The organism is Paenibacillus sp. FSL R10-2199, from assembly GCF_038000235.1.
Taxonomy (GTDB): Bacteria; Bacillota; Bacilli; order Paenibacillales; family Paenibacillaceae; genus Paenibacillus_AQ; species Paenibacillus_AQ phytohabitans.
In genome coordinates this window covers 506,060-522,039 of record NZ_JBBOBO010000001.1, presented here as the reverse complement: position 1 = coordinate 522,039, position 15,980 = coordinate 506,060, and the positions used below count along the sequence as shown (strand labels likewise).

Below are 15,980 nucleotides of genomic sequence, written 5' to 3'. Positions count from 1 at the left end.
ATTCACGCTCATAAGAGGTGAGAAGGAATGCAAGCTAAATTCAAAGTACTGGTATACGCCGGGGCCGGCTATGTTGTGGCTGTATTGACCAGCGGGTTCCTGCCCGAGCTGATCTCGCTGCTGCTTCCGGTTGCCGGGGCCGCACTTGCGGTGCCGGGCTTCAGGCGCACAAGAGTGAATCTCCCGGTGGAGGTTATTCCCGCCGGCCAAGAGCCGGCAGCGGCTCCTGCAGCTTCAGCCGGGGCGCTTCAGTCCCCACCGGCTGGCAGCGCCCCGGCCGCAGGCCCACTCCCGGCTGCGGGACAGGCTTCTGCGGTCAAAGCGGGAGCTGAGACCAGAGGGGAGATTACCATCGGAGCGGAATTCGCTCCGGTAGTGGAGTATCTTAGCATTCTGGAGGATATGATTATATCTGAAGGGCAGAAGGATACGCTGGACAATGAGATCGTCGAGAAGTCACTGGCGCTGTTCGCCAGACTGCAGCGTGTGATTCCTCTGCTGCAGGAACTTGGCAATGGCGAGATCAACCACACCGTCCGCAGACTGGTGCTGAAGGATCTCAACGGTGTGATCAATCCGTTCCTGAGGCTGGGCGGCGAAGCCAAGACGAGAAACCGGAGAATGCTGCTGAACGGTCTGCGTGATGTCGATACCAAAATATCCGATATTGCGTCTACGATCGAACATAAAGACCTGATGGAACTTCAGACCAAGGCGGAACTGATTCATCAGCGTTACAGCAGTTCCGAACTATAGGAGGAGGAAAACCATGTCCACGCAGTTGATCGAGCTGAGAAAAGAAGATGAACAGAAGGTAGTGGAGGAAGCTTCCCAGTTAATTGAGAAGGTGTCCAAGACCGATACTGTAGCCCTGGATTCCCTGATGGATGATATCGGCAAGCTTGGCGTGAAGACGCAGGAAAAAGCGGGACAAACCCTTAAGCTGCTGGATCGTCCGGTCAATGACCTGATGAGCGGCAAGCGGGTGGAAGTGCCGAATATGATTATGAAGCTGCGTAATGAGTGCGAGACGCTGCAGCAGAGCAAGAATGTCAGCTTTTTCGGCAAAATGCTGCGCAAGAGTCCGCTCAAAAATTATGTCTACAAATATCAGTCCGTCCGCACCAATATTGATGCCATCATTACCGGTCTGCGCGACGGCCGCGATACGCTGGAAGAGAGCATCGTCAACATGCGCCAGCTGAAGCGCACCTCGATGGAGGAGATTTATAACCTGCAGACCAAAATTGCCTTCGGCAACAAGCTGAAGGAGCTGTTCGAGGTAGAAATCGCCAAGCCGGAGAACGAGTTCCGCAAGGCGTATCTGGAACGGGGACTGCGCAAGGTAATGGTACGGATTCAGTCCATGACCGAAATGATTCTGCTCTACAATCAGGCGATTGCGGCAACGGATATCATCAATGACAACAATGATAAGCTGATCGATTCCGTAAACAACGCGATTGATAAGACTTCTAACCTGATCACCGTGTCGGCGATGATTGCCATGTCCCTGGCTGATCAGGAGAATGTCATTAACGCTGTGGAAGCCACCAACAAGACGATCGAGGATCAGTTCAAGGAGAACGCACGGTTGCTGCGTACAACTACCGAGAAGACCACGGAGCTGCTCTCCAAGCCGTCCATGTCACTCGAAGCTGTGAATCAGGCAATAGGCGATCTGCTAAGTGCTCTGGATACCTCGGAGCAGTCCAACCGGCGGATTATCGAGAGCTGCCAGGATTATACGTCCAAAATGACGACCATCAACACCCAGCTGAACAACCGGCTCGGGCTTAATGAGGGCTCGCAGCCGCAGGCTCTGAAGCAGGCGGAGAATGGGCTGAGCAGCTTTTTGAACTGATGATTTGATCTGCGGCCCGTAAGCACATACGAAGGATTGCAATAAGCCTGCTGATGGGGATCAGCGGGCTTTTTTTGTCATGATAATCAGCATTCATAATGCTCCGCTCTCCCACATAAGTTGTCACTAAGGCGACCTGTGGAGAAAGAGGGGATAAGCGGATGATTCTGGGATGTTTGATAGTTGTGCTTATCGTCGTAGCCAGCAGTGAGAAAGCGGAAGCTATTGCCAGGCTGAATGACCCGGATGATAGAGGCCTGTAAGGCAGGTTCGGATAGTGTGCAGGCTCCATAAATATTGACGCTCTGTGGTTCAAGCAATTTCCAGCGGTTTATTGGGTATAATAACCCGGAGGCTGTACAGCAGCCTCTACAATCACTGAAAATACGAAGCTAAGACGGAGGTCAAATGGAGAACGAGGCACTGCTACAGGTGGAGAAGCTGGCACTGAAGAAACAGAAGATCTTCCGGCAAAGCATATTGCGGTATATTGCCAGAGCCATGCTCGCCAGCATGTTTATTGGATTCGGCGTTATCGTAGCGTTTAAGACCGGCAACTTCTTCTATATGGAACAATCGCCGATGACCTATCCGATGGCTGCGATTACGTTCGGCGCAGCCATCATCCTCATTTCCTACGGCGGGGGAGATTTATTTACCGGAGATACCTTCTATTACACCTACGCGGCCTTGAGACGCAAGATGGCATGGACTGAGGTAGTGCGGATGTGGGTAGTGAGCTACATCGGTAATATCCTTGGGGCTACGGCGTTTGCCCTGCTGATTTTTCTGACCGGATTATTCTATGATTCCTCTGTGAACGGGTTTTTGCTGAATGTGGTGGCTCACAAGATGGAAGCCCCGGCGCTGCAGCTGTTCTTCCGGGCTATTCTCTGTAACTGGCTCGTCTGTCTGGCCTTCTTCGTCCCGATGTCGATGAAAAGCGACGGAGCCAAAATGTTCGCCATGGTTCTATTCGTGTTCTGTTTCTTCATCTCCGGGTATGAGCACAGTATTGCCAACATGTGTACCTTCGCAATTGCGCTCGTGCTGGATCACCCCGGCACCATATCATGGGGAGGCGTTGTGCATAATCTTGTACCGGTCACGCTGGGGAATCTCATCGGCGGCGGGGTGCTGATGGGCGTGATGTATTACTATGTGAATAAGCCGTTCCTGGATGAGGAGTCACATTAAAGCGGCTGCCAAATAAACCAAAAAGCGTTTCTCCGGTTATGGAGGAACGCTTTTCTGCTTTTTGTTGAGATAAATATACACAAAAGCTGTTTGTTCCTGCTGGAATTCATAGTAAATTTTATAGCTGTTTTAACCTCCCGATTACATTTCCTTTTAGAATGCCGGAATTACAACTAGCCCTGCTTCGTCGGCTACTTATAAGGGACACAGATTATTTGGCAGTAGCGGGTAAGGGAGGCGATTTGGAAGATCGTGAATAATTATAGATTATAATGAATTAATTCCCAGATATATTTCTTCAAATTTTACATAAAACTCATCCCGGTTTTACCAAGCATGCATTGAACAGTTCGCCCGGTAAACGTATCATTTCCAAATGATCATAACTTTCATTTGGGGGGAAAAGAAGTGAAGAAGAGGTTTAAGCTGCTAAGCCGAATGCTTGCAGCTGCATTGCTGACGGCTTCATTGTTCACCGCTGGTTATGTGCCGTTACTACCGGCCAGTGCAGAGCCTGCAGACACAGGTGCTAATCCGGCTGAGGGAACGGATAACTCAGGATCAGCATCTGCTGCAGAGCCTGCCGCCAGCGGTGCAGACGGAGAAATATCTCTTGTTGCCGGTGAGGATGCTCCCATGTCAGCTGCTGCTGCAGAGGGAACATTGATCGCCAAGGACAGTGGATGGGTGTATCTGGATGACGGTTCTGATCAGGCTACGGTCTGGCAGGATGTCTATTTCGATGACAGCAGCTGGAAGCAGGGACAAGCCCCGCTCGGCTATGCCGGCAGCGGCAAAGGGCTGGATCTGAACACCTGGATCGGTTACGGCACGGATTCAAGCCAAAAATATACAACATCGTATTACCGCAAGGAATTTCAGATTGACGACCCGGCAGCTATCCTTAAGCTCGCGGCTACGCTGGTCCGGGATGACGGCGCAGTTGTGTATCTGAACGGTCAGGAAGTCTACCGCACGAACCTGCCGACGGGTACGATTCTCTATAATACTTATGCTTCTTCGGCCATCGGCGACGAGCGGCTCGATAATAACTTCAATATCAATCCGGCTCTGTTACTGAAGGGCACAAATGTAATTGCCGCCGAGGTACATCAGGACAGGGGCGGCAGCTCCGATACGTTTTTCTCCCTCGAACTCAACGCTTCTGCAGGGGTATCCGCCTCGAAAGACCACGGATTACTTGGTCAATATTACACCGGTACCGAGACCTTTGAGTTCGGTGATTATAAGTCCACACGAATTGATTCCCAGATTAACTTCAGCAATCTGGACCCCGTTCTCCAGACATGGACCGGACGCTCGGATGATGCAAATATCCGCTGGACAGGCCAGATCATGGCGCCGGAGTCCGGCGACTATACCTTCTATATGATCGGCGACAATGGTTTCCGGATGTGGCTTGACGACCAGCTTGTGATCGACCACTGGACTAACGACTGGGATGTGGAACAGACCAGCACTCCGATTACACTGCAAGGCGGAGTGAAGCACAACTTTAAAGTAGAATATTTCGAGGATTTCGGCGGATCGAACCTGTATCTGCGCTGGTCGGGTCCGGGGATAACGAAGCAGATTATACCTGCCTCTGCCCTTTACCTTCCGGTTGATTACAATGGCCCTGTCTACGGCAGCGTAGATTCTGGTGGTACCAGTGTAGCGCTGCAGCTCACGGGTGATCTGCAGCAGGTTTCGTCCGAGTTGGCCAGCCATCTGACAGTCAAGACGGACACAGCTGTGATTCCGCTCCTGAATGCGGTTCAAGGCAGTGCTCCTGATCAGCTTACACTGACACTTGGCTCCATCGTGAAGCCTGGGCAAATTGTGAACATCTCCTATGACGGGCAGGCAGGACTGAAGTTTACAGACGGTACATCTGCGGGCAGTTTCGTTTATAGTCCTGATAATATGTCAGAGGCCGTGGATTACTCACCGATTGCGATTGCAATGTCCTTCCAGAATGAAGCGAAGACCAACCGGTCCTTCGCCTGGTATACAAGCTATGAAAGACCCGACAGCGCACCAGCGGGGATTATGGACAGCATTGTAGAGATCGTGCCGGCAGACCAGGACTTTGACTCCCCAGTGAAGCAGCGCTTTGTTGGAGATCCTGCTGACACCAGGGCGCTTAATCTGAATATCACTAGCTCGACAAAAGGTGCTTTTATCAGCCATAAAGCGATTGCTACCGGACTTGTTCCCGGAACTGCTTATAAATACCGTGTGGGCAGTGACGGAAACTGGAGCGCCGCAGGCAGCTTCATGACTGAGGGGGAGAACGAAAAGGCATACAACTTCCTCTATATGACTGACTCCCAAGGTGCAAATACCAACGACTATGAGGTATGGGCCAAAACACTGAAGAACGGGCTGGATGATTATCCGGATGCCAAGTTCCTGGTAATGACCGGGGATCAGGTCGATGCCGGATCGCTGGAGTCACAGTGGCTGGACTATTTCGGCAAGCCGCAGAACATGCTGATGAAGCTTCCGCTAATGGCGGCTGTCGGCAATCATGAAGGGCCGTATAACGATAACTATTATTATCATTTCAACTATCCGAATGATTCAATCGATGATCCGCTTCCTCCAGGCAGTGTCTATTCCTACGACTACGGCGATGCCCATATCATGGTGCTGAACACGATGGACATGGGCTGGGACGAGCGTCAGCGTAATTCCTTCGAACAGCAGGTTGATTGGCTGAAGCGTGAGGTAGCTGTAACGGACAAGAAATGGAAAGTGGTTGCTTTCCACAAGGCGGTCTATTCGCTCGGGAACCATGCACTGGACAGTGATATTCTGGCGCTGAGAGAGAAGATGGTTCCGGTGTTCGATGAGCTGGGTATCGATGTGGTACTGCAGGGTCATGACCATACCTTCATGCGCTCGTACCAGATGTATGAGGACAAAGCGGTAACGGATATTCAAAAAAACGGCGACGGCAATCCGCTGAACCCTGACGGTACGCTGTACATGATCAATAATTCCGCCGGTACGAAATATTACGATATCCAAAAGGGTGTAAATCCGTATTATGCCAATGTATATCAGCAGCCTAAAGTACCGATCTACTCCGGCATCACGATGACGGAAGACAGCTTCACTATCAATTCGTACAAATCGGGCGATGCAGCTCCATTCGATACGTACACCATTGTCCGCGATGACAGCAAGCCCGAACCGGTGAAGGAGCTGGCAGCTGGCAGGACAGAGGACAAGGCGGCCGTACTTACCTGGGTAAGACCAGCCGACAAGAGTGACGCTGATGCCGTCAGAGGCTTCCGGATTTATGAGAAGAACGGTAAACTCGGGACGAACTGGAGTGTTTATGTACCCGTGGAAGAAGCGCGGAGCCAGTATGAATATAAGGTAACGGGAACTAATCCGGCTGTGGATTATGAGTTTGTAGTCAAAGCCGTAGACAAGCGGGACAATTCCTCGGAAGCTACCGTGTTCTCCGGCGGTGAGCATCCGGCGGCACCGACCGCTCCGGTCATTGACGATGCCCGCAACACCTTCGGCTGGACACTCGTACCTGGCTACCCTGAAGCAGCTGACTATGAATATAGCTTGGACGGAGGCGAAACCTGGCAGCCGGTCACGGTGAACCCGCAGCCGATCCATGACGGCAGCTACGCAGCAGGCATGGTGCAGGTGCGCATCAAAGGTGATATGGCAGCCGGTACTCTAGCAGGAACAGCACTGCTCTCGGACAAGCCGTTCACGCCAAATGATTATACCGATACGTACGAGATAAAAGGTGTGCTTAAGCGCGATAATCAGCTTCAGGTGGAGGTCTCACTGGATCGTCTCGCGGAGTATACCGGCAGCGCTTATGTTGTCTTCGAACTGATGGACGGCGATACTCCGCTGCTGATTAACGCTATCCCGCTTACGAGCAGCCATCTGACGATGTCCCAGTACTACAATGTGAAAGGTGAAAACTACCGGGTCAAGGTTTTTGTATTTGACCAGTTCAACAACAACCTTGAAGTGCCTGGACAGCTTGCGAAACCGGTAGAACTTCAGTGATCAGGAAAGAGAGGAATCCGAAGGTGAAAAAAGTTGTAGCGGCCATTATGGTCTTATTGTTCCTGTGTTCACCTGCTGCAGTCTTCGCTGCTAACTCCTTCACGCTCCATTTGAGCGGAAAGGAGGCTGAGCGCGGCGGCAGCATCACACTGTCTGGAACGACACCGGGCCCGGGTGACCAGGTTGTTGTCAAAATCGTCAGCCCGGCCGGAACAGTGTTCTATATTGATGTCTTGAAAGCTGTAGACGGAGCCTATACCCAGCGGGTGTCAATTCCGGCAAGCCAGCTATTGGCTCCATCCGGAAGCTATAACGTGGTTGCCGGTTCCGGCGGAACAACCCTGAGCCAACCATTCATGATTCCGGGAGAAGAGGAGCCGGGCGGGGGAACACCGGGTAATCCGGGTACTGGAACGCCAACGCCAACGCCGATAGCGACAGTGGCACCGACAGCGACAGTGGCACCGACAGCGACAGTGGCACCGACAGCGACAGTGGCACCGACAGCGACAGTCTCACCGACAGCGACAGTGTCGCCGACAGCAACAGTGTCGCCGACAGCAACGGTATCACCGACACCAATGGCGACACCGAGTCCGACTCCAGGAACTCCTGATTCTGGAACGCCAAGTAATCCGGGTACGCCACAGCCTGCTGGAACGGGCAGCGGCCAGACTTCTCCGGACGGCTTGATTCCTGCCGGAGCTGGGGAAGCCAGCTCAGCACGTATCAAGCCGGAGCTGTCCGGGGACGGGCGTTATCTGATTGGTACAGATACGCTGGCGCAGGCTATGCAGCAAGCTGCTGGCCAGATCACAATTGAGCTGCCGGCCACGGCTGGAGAAGCTGGAGTGGCACTTGAGCTCCCGCAACAATCGCTGAATCTGCTTAATGCAGGGAATACAGGCCTTGTACTGACGGATGGAGTAAGGACGATTTCTTTTCCCGCAGGTGCAATGAAGACCTCGGGTGATAATCAGACCCGGTTGCGGATTGTTCTGAATGCCAGCTGGAATAAGGAAGCCCAGTCACTGGTTAGCGGGTCTGTCCGCAGTGATGCCGCTTATGCTTCGACTGGCGTATTACTGTCGCTGGTCATTCAGACGCTAAACGGCAGCAATGTTACTGAGATCCATCAGCTGACTCAGCCGGCAGAGGTTAGCCTCAAGCTGGCGCCAGCGCAGATTGCCTCGATGAAGACGGAACTCGCCGGCATTTATTACGTGGACGGCAACAGTGCTGAATATGTAGCTGGCACGTTGACGGCTGGAACGGTAGCCTTCAAGGCGACCCATTTCTCTGCATATGCACTGCTTGTCTATGACAAGAATTTCGCGGATATGACCGGACACTGGGCTGAAGCAGCCGTGAAATCTCTTGCCGCCAAGCACCTGGTGAACGGTGTGGACGCTGCACATTATGAACCGGCCCGCGGCATTACCCGCGCTGAGTTCGCCGCCCTGCTGATGCGGGCTGCAGAGCGTACGGGAAACGTGCCGGCTGAAGTTGCTGCAGCACCGTTCGCTGATGTGCCTTCAAATGCTTATTACGCTAAGCAGGCGGCGGAGGCCGCAGCGACGGGTATAATGAACGGCTACGACGGGTCCTTCCGGCCAAATGACCGGATCACCCGCGAGGAAGCGGCGGTAGCACTGGTTAACGCTTCGAAGTACTTCAAGCTTGGGGCAGGCGTCCAGGCAGGTAAGGCTTATACTGATGCGCGGGAAATTGCCTCTTGGGCGGCGGCCAGTGTGGCCGAGGCGGGAGCGAGCGGGCTAATGCAGGGAGACGGCACCGCATTCCAGCCGAAGAAGCAGGTCACCCGCGCTGAGGTGGCTGTAATGGTAGGCCGTCTGGTTCAGACCGTCTCTTCACTATAAGATGAAAGCGAGGGATTGGAATCTCATGCGTAAACAACTGTTCTCCATTCTGATGTCGGTTCTGATGCTGCTTGGCTTGCTGGATTCAGTGACTGCCTTTACGGTTACGGTATCCGCCGCGGAAGCCGGTATAGAAGTAGTCCCGGCGAAGAATGTTGCACTGAATGCACAAGTTACAGCCTCAGGTCAATGCAATGTGAATGAACGGCCGCAATTTGCTGTAGACGGCAAGAACGACACGAAGTGGTGCGATAATACAACCGCCAAGATCAAATGGATGAAGCTCGACCTTGGTAAGGATTACACGATTAACCAATGGACGGTTTACAACGCCGGTATCAATGAGAGCTCGAACAGCCCGTTCTGGAATACACAGAATTTCCGGCTGCAGAAGAGCGAGGACGGCCAGAGCTGGAGCGATGTGGATGTTGTGCAGGGTAACGTGCAGACGGTCGTTGACCGGTATCTGCCCCAGCCGGTGACAGCCCGCTATCTCCGGTTCTATGTAAGCAAAGCTGCAGCGAGCGGCGATACTGTCCGGCTGTATGAGCTGCAGGTATATGGGGTAGATGCCGGGAAATATCCGGCCTATCCTGCAGTAAATCTGGACCCGGTGGATTATGTTGATCCGCTTATCAACACCCTGGGAGATAACGGTCAGACGAATCCGGGACCGTCGACGCCGTTCGGACTCGTCTCCCTGGGACCTGACAGCGACGGCGGGGCGTTCAGCGGCTATTATTATCAGGATAAATACCTGAAAGGCTTCTCGCAGGTACGTTTCAGCGGTGTAGGCTGCAGTGGGGCAGGCGGCAACATCCTGATGATGCCTGAGACGCGTTCGTTCACGAAGAATGTGAATGAATATAAGCAGCTGTACGATAAAAGCAGTGAGCAGGCTTCTGCCGGGTACTATGGTGTTACGCTGGCATCAGGAATCGGCGTAGAATTGACGGCATCGGACAATGTCGGCTTCCAGCGCTATACATTCCCGGCATCCGCGAAGACGGGTTCTGTACTCGTGGATCTCTCCAATTCCTATGCCGGAATGCTTGATGCCAACCTGAAGGTGGAAGGCAGCAATGAAATTACGGGCATGATCCAATCCAAGAACGTATGCGGCAACGGGTATTATAAGCTCTATTATTCCATCCAGTTTGACCATGATTTCGATTCCTACACCTCCTGGCAGGGCGATACAACCGGAACGGAAGCAGTCCGTACCGGGGCGAACAGCGGAGTCTGGGTTAATTTCGATACGAATGGCGGCAAAGTGATCCAGGCTAAGGTCGGTCTGTCGGCGGTAAGTGTGGAACAGGCCAGAGCCGAAGCGAAGCAGGATATTGCAGACTGGGATTTCGACGCCCAGCATGCCAAGATCCGCAGCACCTGGAGCGATGTTCTGGGCAAAGTGGAAATCAAGGATGAAGATGAAGAGAATAAGAAAGTATTTTATACGCAAATGTACCATACGTACCTGCATCCGAAGAACGTGACCAGCTCAGCCGGAACCTTCAAGGCGGGCAGGGATGAGAATACGGTGCGCCAAGCGTCCGGGCTTGGTGAGGATTTTGAATACTATAACGGCTGGACGACCTGGGATGATTTCCGCAAATACTCCCTGTTCTCCGTGCTGGAGCCGCAGAAGTATAACAACATGGTGAAATCGCTGGTTGATCTTTACAAGACCAGAGGAACCTACACGCAATGGGGGGACGGGTATTGGCCAAGCCCGACGGTGCGCAATGAATTCAACGGTGCCGTCATTCTCGATGCCTATGCGAAAGGCTTCACGGACTATGACGTGTACACGGCGCTAAAAGGAATGGCAGTTGATGCGGACAACTTCTCGATTTCGGACGGCGAAATTTCCGGCAAGCTGGAGAAGGCGAAGAGTGCCTATTTCCCCATGAAGCTTGCTGCGCTGCTGGGCGACAAGAGTACGTACGAGAAGTATAAGAAACTCGCACTCTCCTATCAGAAGCTGTGGAATGCGAACCAGGTCGATGAGAACGGCGTCAAGACCGGGTTCTTTACCCCGAACGGTACAACAGTGGCCAAAGGGGATGTAACCGCAGTGGACAAGTATGCCTATCAGGGCAATCTTTGGACATACCGCTGGTCCGCTACACAGGACATCAATGGCCTGGCCAAGCTGATGGGCGGCAAGACAGAAATGGCGAAGCAGCTGCAGGATTTCTTTGCCCGGAATGAGTACATGGCTATCAATGAGCCGGATATCGATGTACCCTATCTGTTCAACTATCTGGGTTATCCTTATCTGACCCAATATTATGCCAGAGAATATACAACCGAGGTAGTTACTCAGAAGTACCACAACCACGGGCCGTATGCTTTCCCGATCCAATCGCGGGTCTACCGTGCTGATCCTGAAGGTTATCTGCCTTCTATGGACGACGATGCCGGGGGAATGTCCTCCTGGTATGTATACAGCGCAATGGGCCTTTTTCCCGGCAATCCGGGAGACGCCAATTTCCTGATCGGCTCACCTGTTTTCTCGGAGCTGACCCTACATCTGGATAATGGCAAGACCTTTACTATTAAAGCGGATAATGTCTCCTCCGCCAACCGGTTCATCCAATCCGCCACCCTGAACGGTCAATCGTTTGATCAGGCCTGGATCGGCTATGATGATCTGATGAACGGGGGCACGCTGGAATTTGATATGGGAGATACGCCTAATTATGCTTGGGGAGCTTCGGCCAAATCGGCACCTCCTACAGCAGATTATGATGCTGACATTGAGAACACACTCTCCCGGAATTCATTGATCAGCGAAGGTTCAGAGTGGAAATATTATGATAAGGGCAAAGCCCCGGCGAGTGGCTGGACATTAGCGGGCTTCAATGACAGCAGCTGGTCCTCCGGGCAGGCACCGCTCGGCTACGACAACAAGGGGTATGCCAAAACTGTGATCGGCTACGGTCCGGATGCCAGCAAGAAATATACGACGTCCTACTTCCGCACAACGTTCAATGCATCTGAGCTGCAGGACATACTGGAGCTGGACGCCGGTCTGATCCGTGATGACGGCGCCATCGTCTATCTGAACGGACATGAGATTATCCGGACGAACATGCCGGACGGGGCTGTGGCTTATGGTACAAATGCCAATGCTACAGTCGGAGACGAACGTGACTGGAACCGTTATGAGATCAATCCGGATTATCTGCAGGAAGGCATCAATGTGCTCGCCGCAGAAGTGCATCAGGTAAACTTCAGCAGCTCGGATATCGCATTTGATCTCAGTCTGGAGACAGTCAAGGAAATGGTGAAGCCTGACGCGCCAACAGCTCCGCTGGTGGACGATACGGCCAATACCTTCGGCTGGACGACAGTACCGGGCTTCACAAGCCCGGCCGATTATGAATACAGCACCGACGGCGGTGTGAGCTGGAAGACAGCTGCAGCGAATCCGCAGACGGTCGGACCGCAGGCCTTTGCGGCGGGCGCTGTACAAGTACGCATCCAAGCAAATGAGGAACGGAATGTCATGACAGGTGATGCCTTGGTTTCTAATGCCCCGTACACCTCGGACATCCTATGGGATGTGTACGATCTGAAGGCAGACGTGAAGCGCACAGGCAATATGACCGTAGAGGTATCAGGAACGCTCAAAGGGGATTATGTAGACTCGGCGGTTGCTGTAATTCAGCTGATGGACGGAGGAGAGCAGGCACTGCTGTCCAGTGCCGTACCGGTCCAGTCCGGCGGCTTCGAGCTGACGCAGAACTTCAGTGTGAACGCCAGCAAGTATCAGGTGAATATCTATCTGGTGGACAGCTTTAACGGCAACATCTACGACTCGTTGTGGCTGGCTGATCCTATTGAATCGCAGCCGGAGCCGGCACCGCAGAACCCTGGTGAACCAAGTGAACCAGGCGAACCTGGAGGAGAGCAGCCGGGCGGGGAAGATCCGTTGCCTGAACCGCTGCCGGTACCGGTGAAGACTCCGGTTGTACCTGACCCGGCGGAGGAACCGCAGCCACCGGTAGTGGATATGGGGACGGTAGAATTTGAGAACCGCACGGCCTGGTCGGATGCGGTCAATACGTTCAACAACAATAAGCTGAAAACTGAAGACGGCAATAACGGTACGGTGGTCGCCAATACCTTTACCGGCGCTTGGCTATCCTTTGCGGATATCGATTTCGGAACCAAAGGGACAAACCGGATTACGGTCGAGTATAATGCAAACTCTGACCGGACACCGGCGGATGCAGTGCTTGAGCTTCGGCTCGGGGCTGTAGACGGCGAGCTTCTCGGCAATGTGGAGCTTAAGAATACCGGTGCAGGGTGGACGCAATACAAGGCGGCGGCAGGAATCCTCAATCGTACACTGACCGGTAAGCAGAGCCTGTTCTTCGTGCTGAAGGGCAGTACCGACAGCAATCGTCCGTATATCGCCAATCTGGACAAGTTCATCTGGGACTACCAGGCGATCCGGACCGACTATACCAAGCTGGAGCTAGAGAGCTATGATGCCTGGTCCACAGATAATAATCCGGCCAACGGTGGTCCGCTGAAGACCGAGAACGGCATCAGCGGCAAGCAGGTTGCCAATACCTTTAGCGGGGCCTGGCTGGCGTACAAGGGAATGAACTTCGGCAGCACGGGCGTGAATCAGTGGTCGGTGGAGTATACAGGCAATTCAACGAATACAGCTGCAGATTCATCTGTTGAAGTCCGTCTGGGCGGAGTGGACGGTGAGCTTGTAGGCACTCTGTCAGCGCCGCCGACTGCAAATGCCTGGGGGACATACAAGACGGTGTCCGGGGCGCTGAGCAAGAATCTTACCGGCATGCAGGACATCTACCTGGTGTTTAGGGGCACAACGGATTCAACCTTCAAGTATATCGGTAATTTTGACAATGCGTCCTTCTCTCTGGCCGCAGCTGAGCCGGATGTTCTTGTGGAATTTGAGAACAAGACCGTTTGGTCCGATGCCAAAAATACCTTCAACAGCAATCCGCTCAAAACTGAAGGCAACAACGGCGGAACTGTAGTGGCTAATACATTTACCGGAGCCTGGTTCTCCTTTGAGAATGTTGATTTCGGCGTACAGGGCAAGAACTACGTGTCCATCCAGTACGATGCGCCGACCAATCGTGCCCCGGCTGACATCACAGCTGAGATCCGGCTGGGCGGCAAAGACGGCACAGTGATCAGTACGGTCAGTCTGCCCAATACAGGCGGAGCCTGGGGGAACTACAAGACTGCAGGCGCTCTGCTCAGTCAGACACTGACCGGCAAGCAGCATCTGTATGTCTCACTGAAGGGATCGACTACCTCGAGTCTGAATTATGTGGGCAACCTCGATAAACTAATCTTCACGAAGAAATGAAGGAGTGATTGCTGCAGAAGGCCCCTAGGAGACTAGTCTCCTAGGGGTCTTCTTTGTTGCTATTGTGATCCGGCAGGCATGCTATAGTACAGCGGCGCTTTCTCCTGCAGGGTGCCCTCCAGTCTGCCCCCTTCCTTGCGCCAATACTCGATACCGCCCAGCATCTCCTTAACGAGGTAGCCCTGGGCAGCCAGTCTGGCTGCAGCTTTACTGGCTCCATTGCAGGCGGGTCCCCAGCAATACAGAATGAGTACATCATCTGTGGGCAGCTCCGGAGAAGTGTGGTTTATCCGCCCGGAGGGCAGGGAGAGGGCTCCCGGCAGGTGAGCCTCCTCATATGAACGGGCATCGCGGACATCGACCAGCTGGAAGCCGGTGATCCCTTCACGCAGATCGTAAGCCACATCGGCCACATCGGTCTCGAATGCTGCTTTGGCCGTGAAATAGCGTACCGCATCTGCGGAGGCCGCTGCCGGAGCAGCCAGTACTTGAGATTTCGCCTGTAGTTTCATTGCGGAGTCCTCCTTGGTTAAACGGGTTGGTTTTATTATATAGGGGAACTATAATTGGAGTTATCTATAGTCTGTGATACTAAATATCGAATATATTGATAATTCAGGAGAGCTGTGTATGGAATTAACCTATTTGCGGACCTTTTGTACAGTGGCAGACCACGGAAGTTATACCCGGGCGGCAGAAGTGCTGGGATACGCACAATCGAGTGTGACGGCGCAGATCGCCAAGCTGGAGGAGCTGTACGGAGCTATTCTGCTGGAGCGTTCGGGCAGGGGGATGATTCCAACCTTCGCCGGCAGCAATCTGCTCCCGTATGCCCGGCAGATGCTGGCGCTGAGTGGGGAAGCCAAAGGGATAATCTCCGGCGGTGATCAGGGAGTGCTGAGTATTGGAGCCATTGAGACGCTGGCCGCATATTATCTGCCTCACCGGCTGCACCGGTACCGGGAGCAGCATCCCGGAATGCAGTTGCGGGTACAGCCCGGCTCTGAAGAAGATATCATCGCCGCAGTCAAAGATAAAACCGCCCATTTCGGTCTGATTTTCGATGTTCCGTATGCGTCGGGGGAGCTGGTCACTCTGCCGCTGCGGGAGGAGCAGCTGTACGTGGTTACCCATCCGGAGCATCCCTTGGCAGCCGAAAAGGCAATTACCCCGGAGCGTCTGGAGGGGGAACCGCTGGTGCTGACAGAGAGTACCTGCACTTACCGGAAGCAGCTGCTGCATGTGCTCAGGGAATCCGGTATTACTGCGCGTGTAGATATGGAGTTTGGGAATCTCGAAGGGATCAAGCAGGCGGTGAAGCACAGCTGGGGGACGGCCTTTCTGCCGCGGTATGCGGTGGAAGAGGAGCTGCGCACCGGCGTCTTAACCGGAACTCCCCTGGCCGGGCAGCTGGAGCCGTTCTATATTCAGCTTATCTACCGCAAGGAGCAGCGGCTATCCCCTGTATTCATGGAGTTCATTGCCCATATGCAGCTGCAGGAGCCTGTATAACACATCTTACATTCTCAGCATCTGCCACCCCCGAGACTTATACAGGTTCTTCAGAAAAAGACGGCTTCAGCCATAACCCTGGCTGAAGCCGTCTTAAATATGTCTATGC

Annotated in this window: 8 protein-coding genes; 7 read left to right on the top strand and 1 reads right to left on the bottom strand. The window is 53.4% G+C overall.

Going from position 1 to position 15,980, the window contains the following annotated elements; genetic code table 11:
- Nucleotides 1-27 precede the first annotated feature (27 nt).
- The 6 genes from NYE33_RS02195 to NYE33_RS02170 all read left to right on the top strand — a co-directional run bounded on the left by NYE33_RS02195 (nt 28) and on the right by NYE33_RS02170 (nt 14,359).
- Nucleotides 28-756 carry a hypothetical protein gene (locus NYE33_RS02195; protein WP_341064608.1) on the top strand — a complete coding sequence of 243 codons (729 nt, stop codon included), beginning with the start codon at nt 28-30 and terminating at the stop codon, nt 754-756.
- A 13-nt stretch (nt 757-769) separates the two neighbouring features.
- Nucleotides 770-1,864, top strand: a complete 1,095-nt coding sequence (locus NYE33_RS02190) for a toxic anion resistance protein (protein ID WP_039299403.1) — start codon at nt 770-772, stop codon at nt 1,862-1,864.
- Between the two features lie 408 nt (nt 1,865-2,272).
- Nucleotides 2,273-3,061, top strand: coding sequence for a formate/nitrite transporter family protein (locus tag NYE33_RS02185; protein ID WP_039299406.1), 789 nt, complete (start codon nt 2,273-2,275; stop codon nt 3,059-3,061).
- 408 nt (nt 3,062-3,469) lie between these two features.
- On the top strand, nt 3,470-7,114 hold the full coding sequence (locus tag NYE33_RS02180; protein ID WP_341064606.1) for a PA14 domain-containing protein: 3,645 nt from the start codon (nt 3,470-3,472) through the stop codon (nt 7,112-7,114).
- Nucleotides 7,115-7,137: 23 nt separating this feature from the next.
- Nucleotides 7,138-8,994 carry an S-layer homology domain-containing protein gene (locus tag NYE33_RS02175; RefSeq protein WP_341064604.1) on the top strand — a complete coding sequence of 619 codons (1,857 nt, stop codon included), beginning with the start codon at nt 7,138-7,140 and terminating at the stop codon, nt 8,992-8,994.
- Between the two features lie 25 nt (nt 8,995-9,019).
- The gene (locus NYE33_RS02170; RefSeq protein ID WP_341064602.1) at nt 9,020-14,359 is read left to right on the top strand and encodes a glycoside hydrolase domain-containing protein; all 5,340 of its coding nucleotides are present in this window, start codon (nt 9,020-9,022) and stop codon (nt 14,357-14,359) included.
- A 59-nt stretch (nt 14,360-14,418) separates the two neighbouring features.
- Here NYE33_RS02170 and NYE33_RS02165 read toward each other — a convergent pair whose 3' ends face one another.
- Nucleotides 14,419-14,871, bottom strand: coding sequence for a rhodanese-like domain-containing protein (locus tag NYE33_RS02165; RefSeq protein ID WP_341064600.1), 453 nt, complete (start codon nt 14,869-14,871; stop codon nt 14,419-14,421).
- Nucleotides 14,872-14,989: 118 nt separating this feature from the next.
- On the opposite strand from NYE33_RS02165, the gene NYE33_RS02160 reads away from it, so the two are divergent.
- The gene (locus tag NYE33_RS02160) at nt 14,990-15,871 is read left to right on the top strand and encodes a LysR family transcriptional regulator (RefSeq protein ID WP_341064599.1); all 882 of its coding nucleotides are present in this window, start codon (nt 14,990-14,992) and stop codon (nt 15,869-15,871) included.
- Nucleotides 15,872-15,980 lie beyond the last annotated feature (109 nt).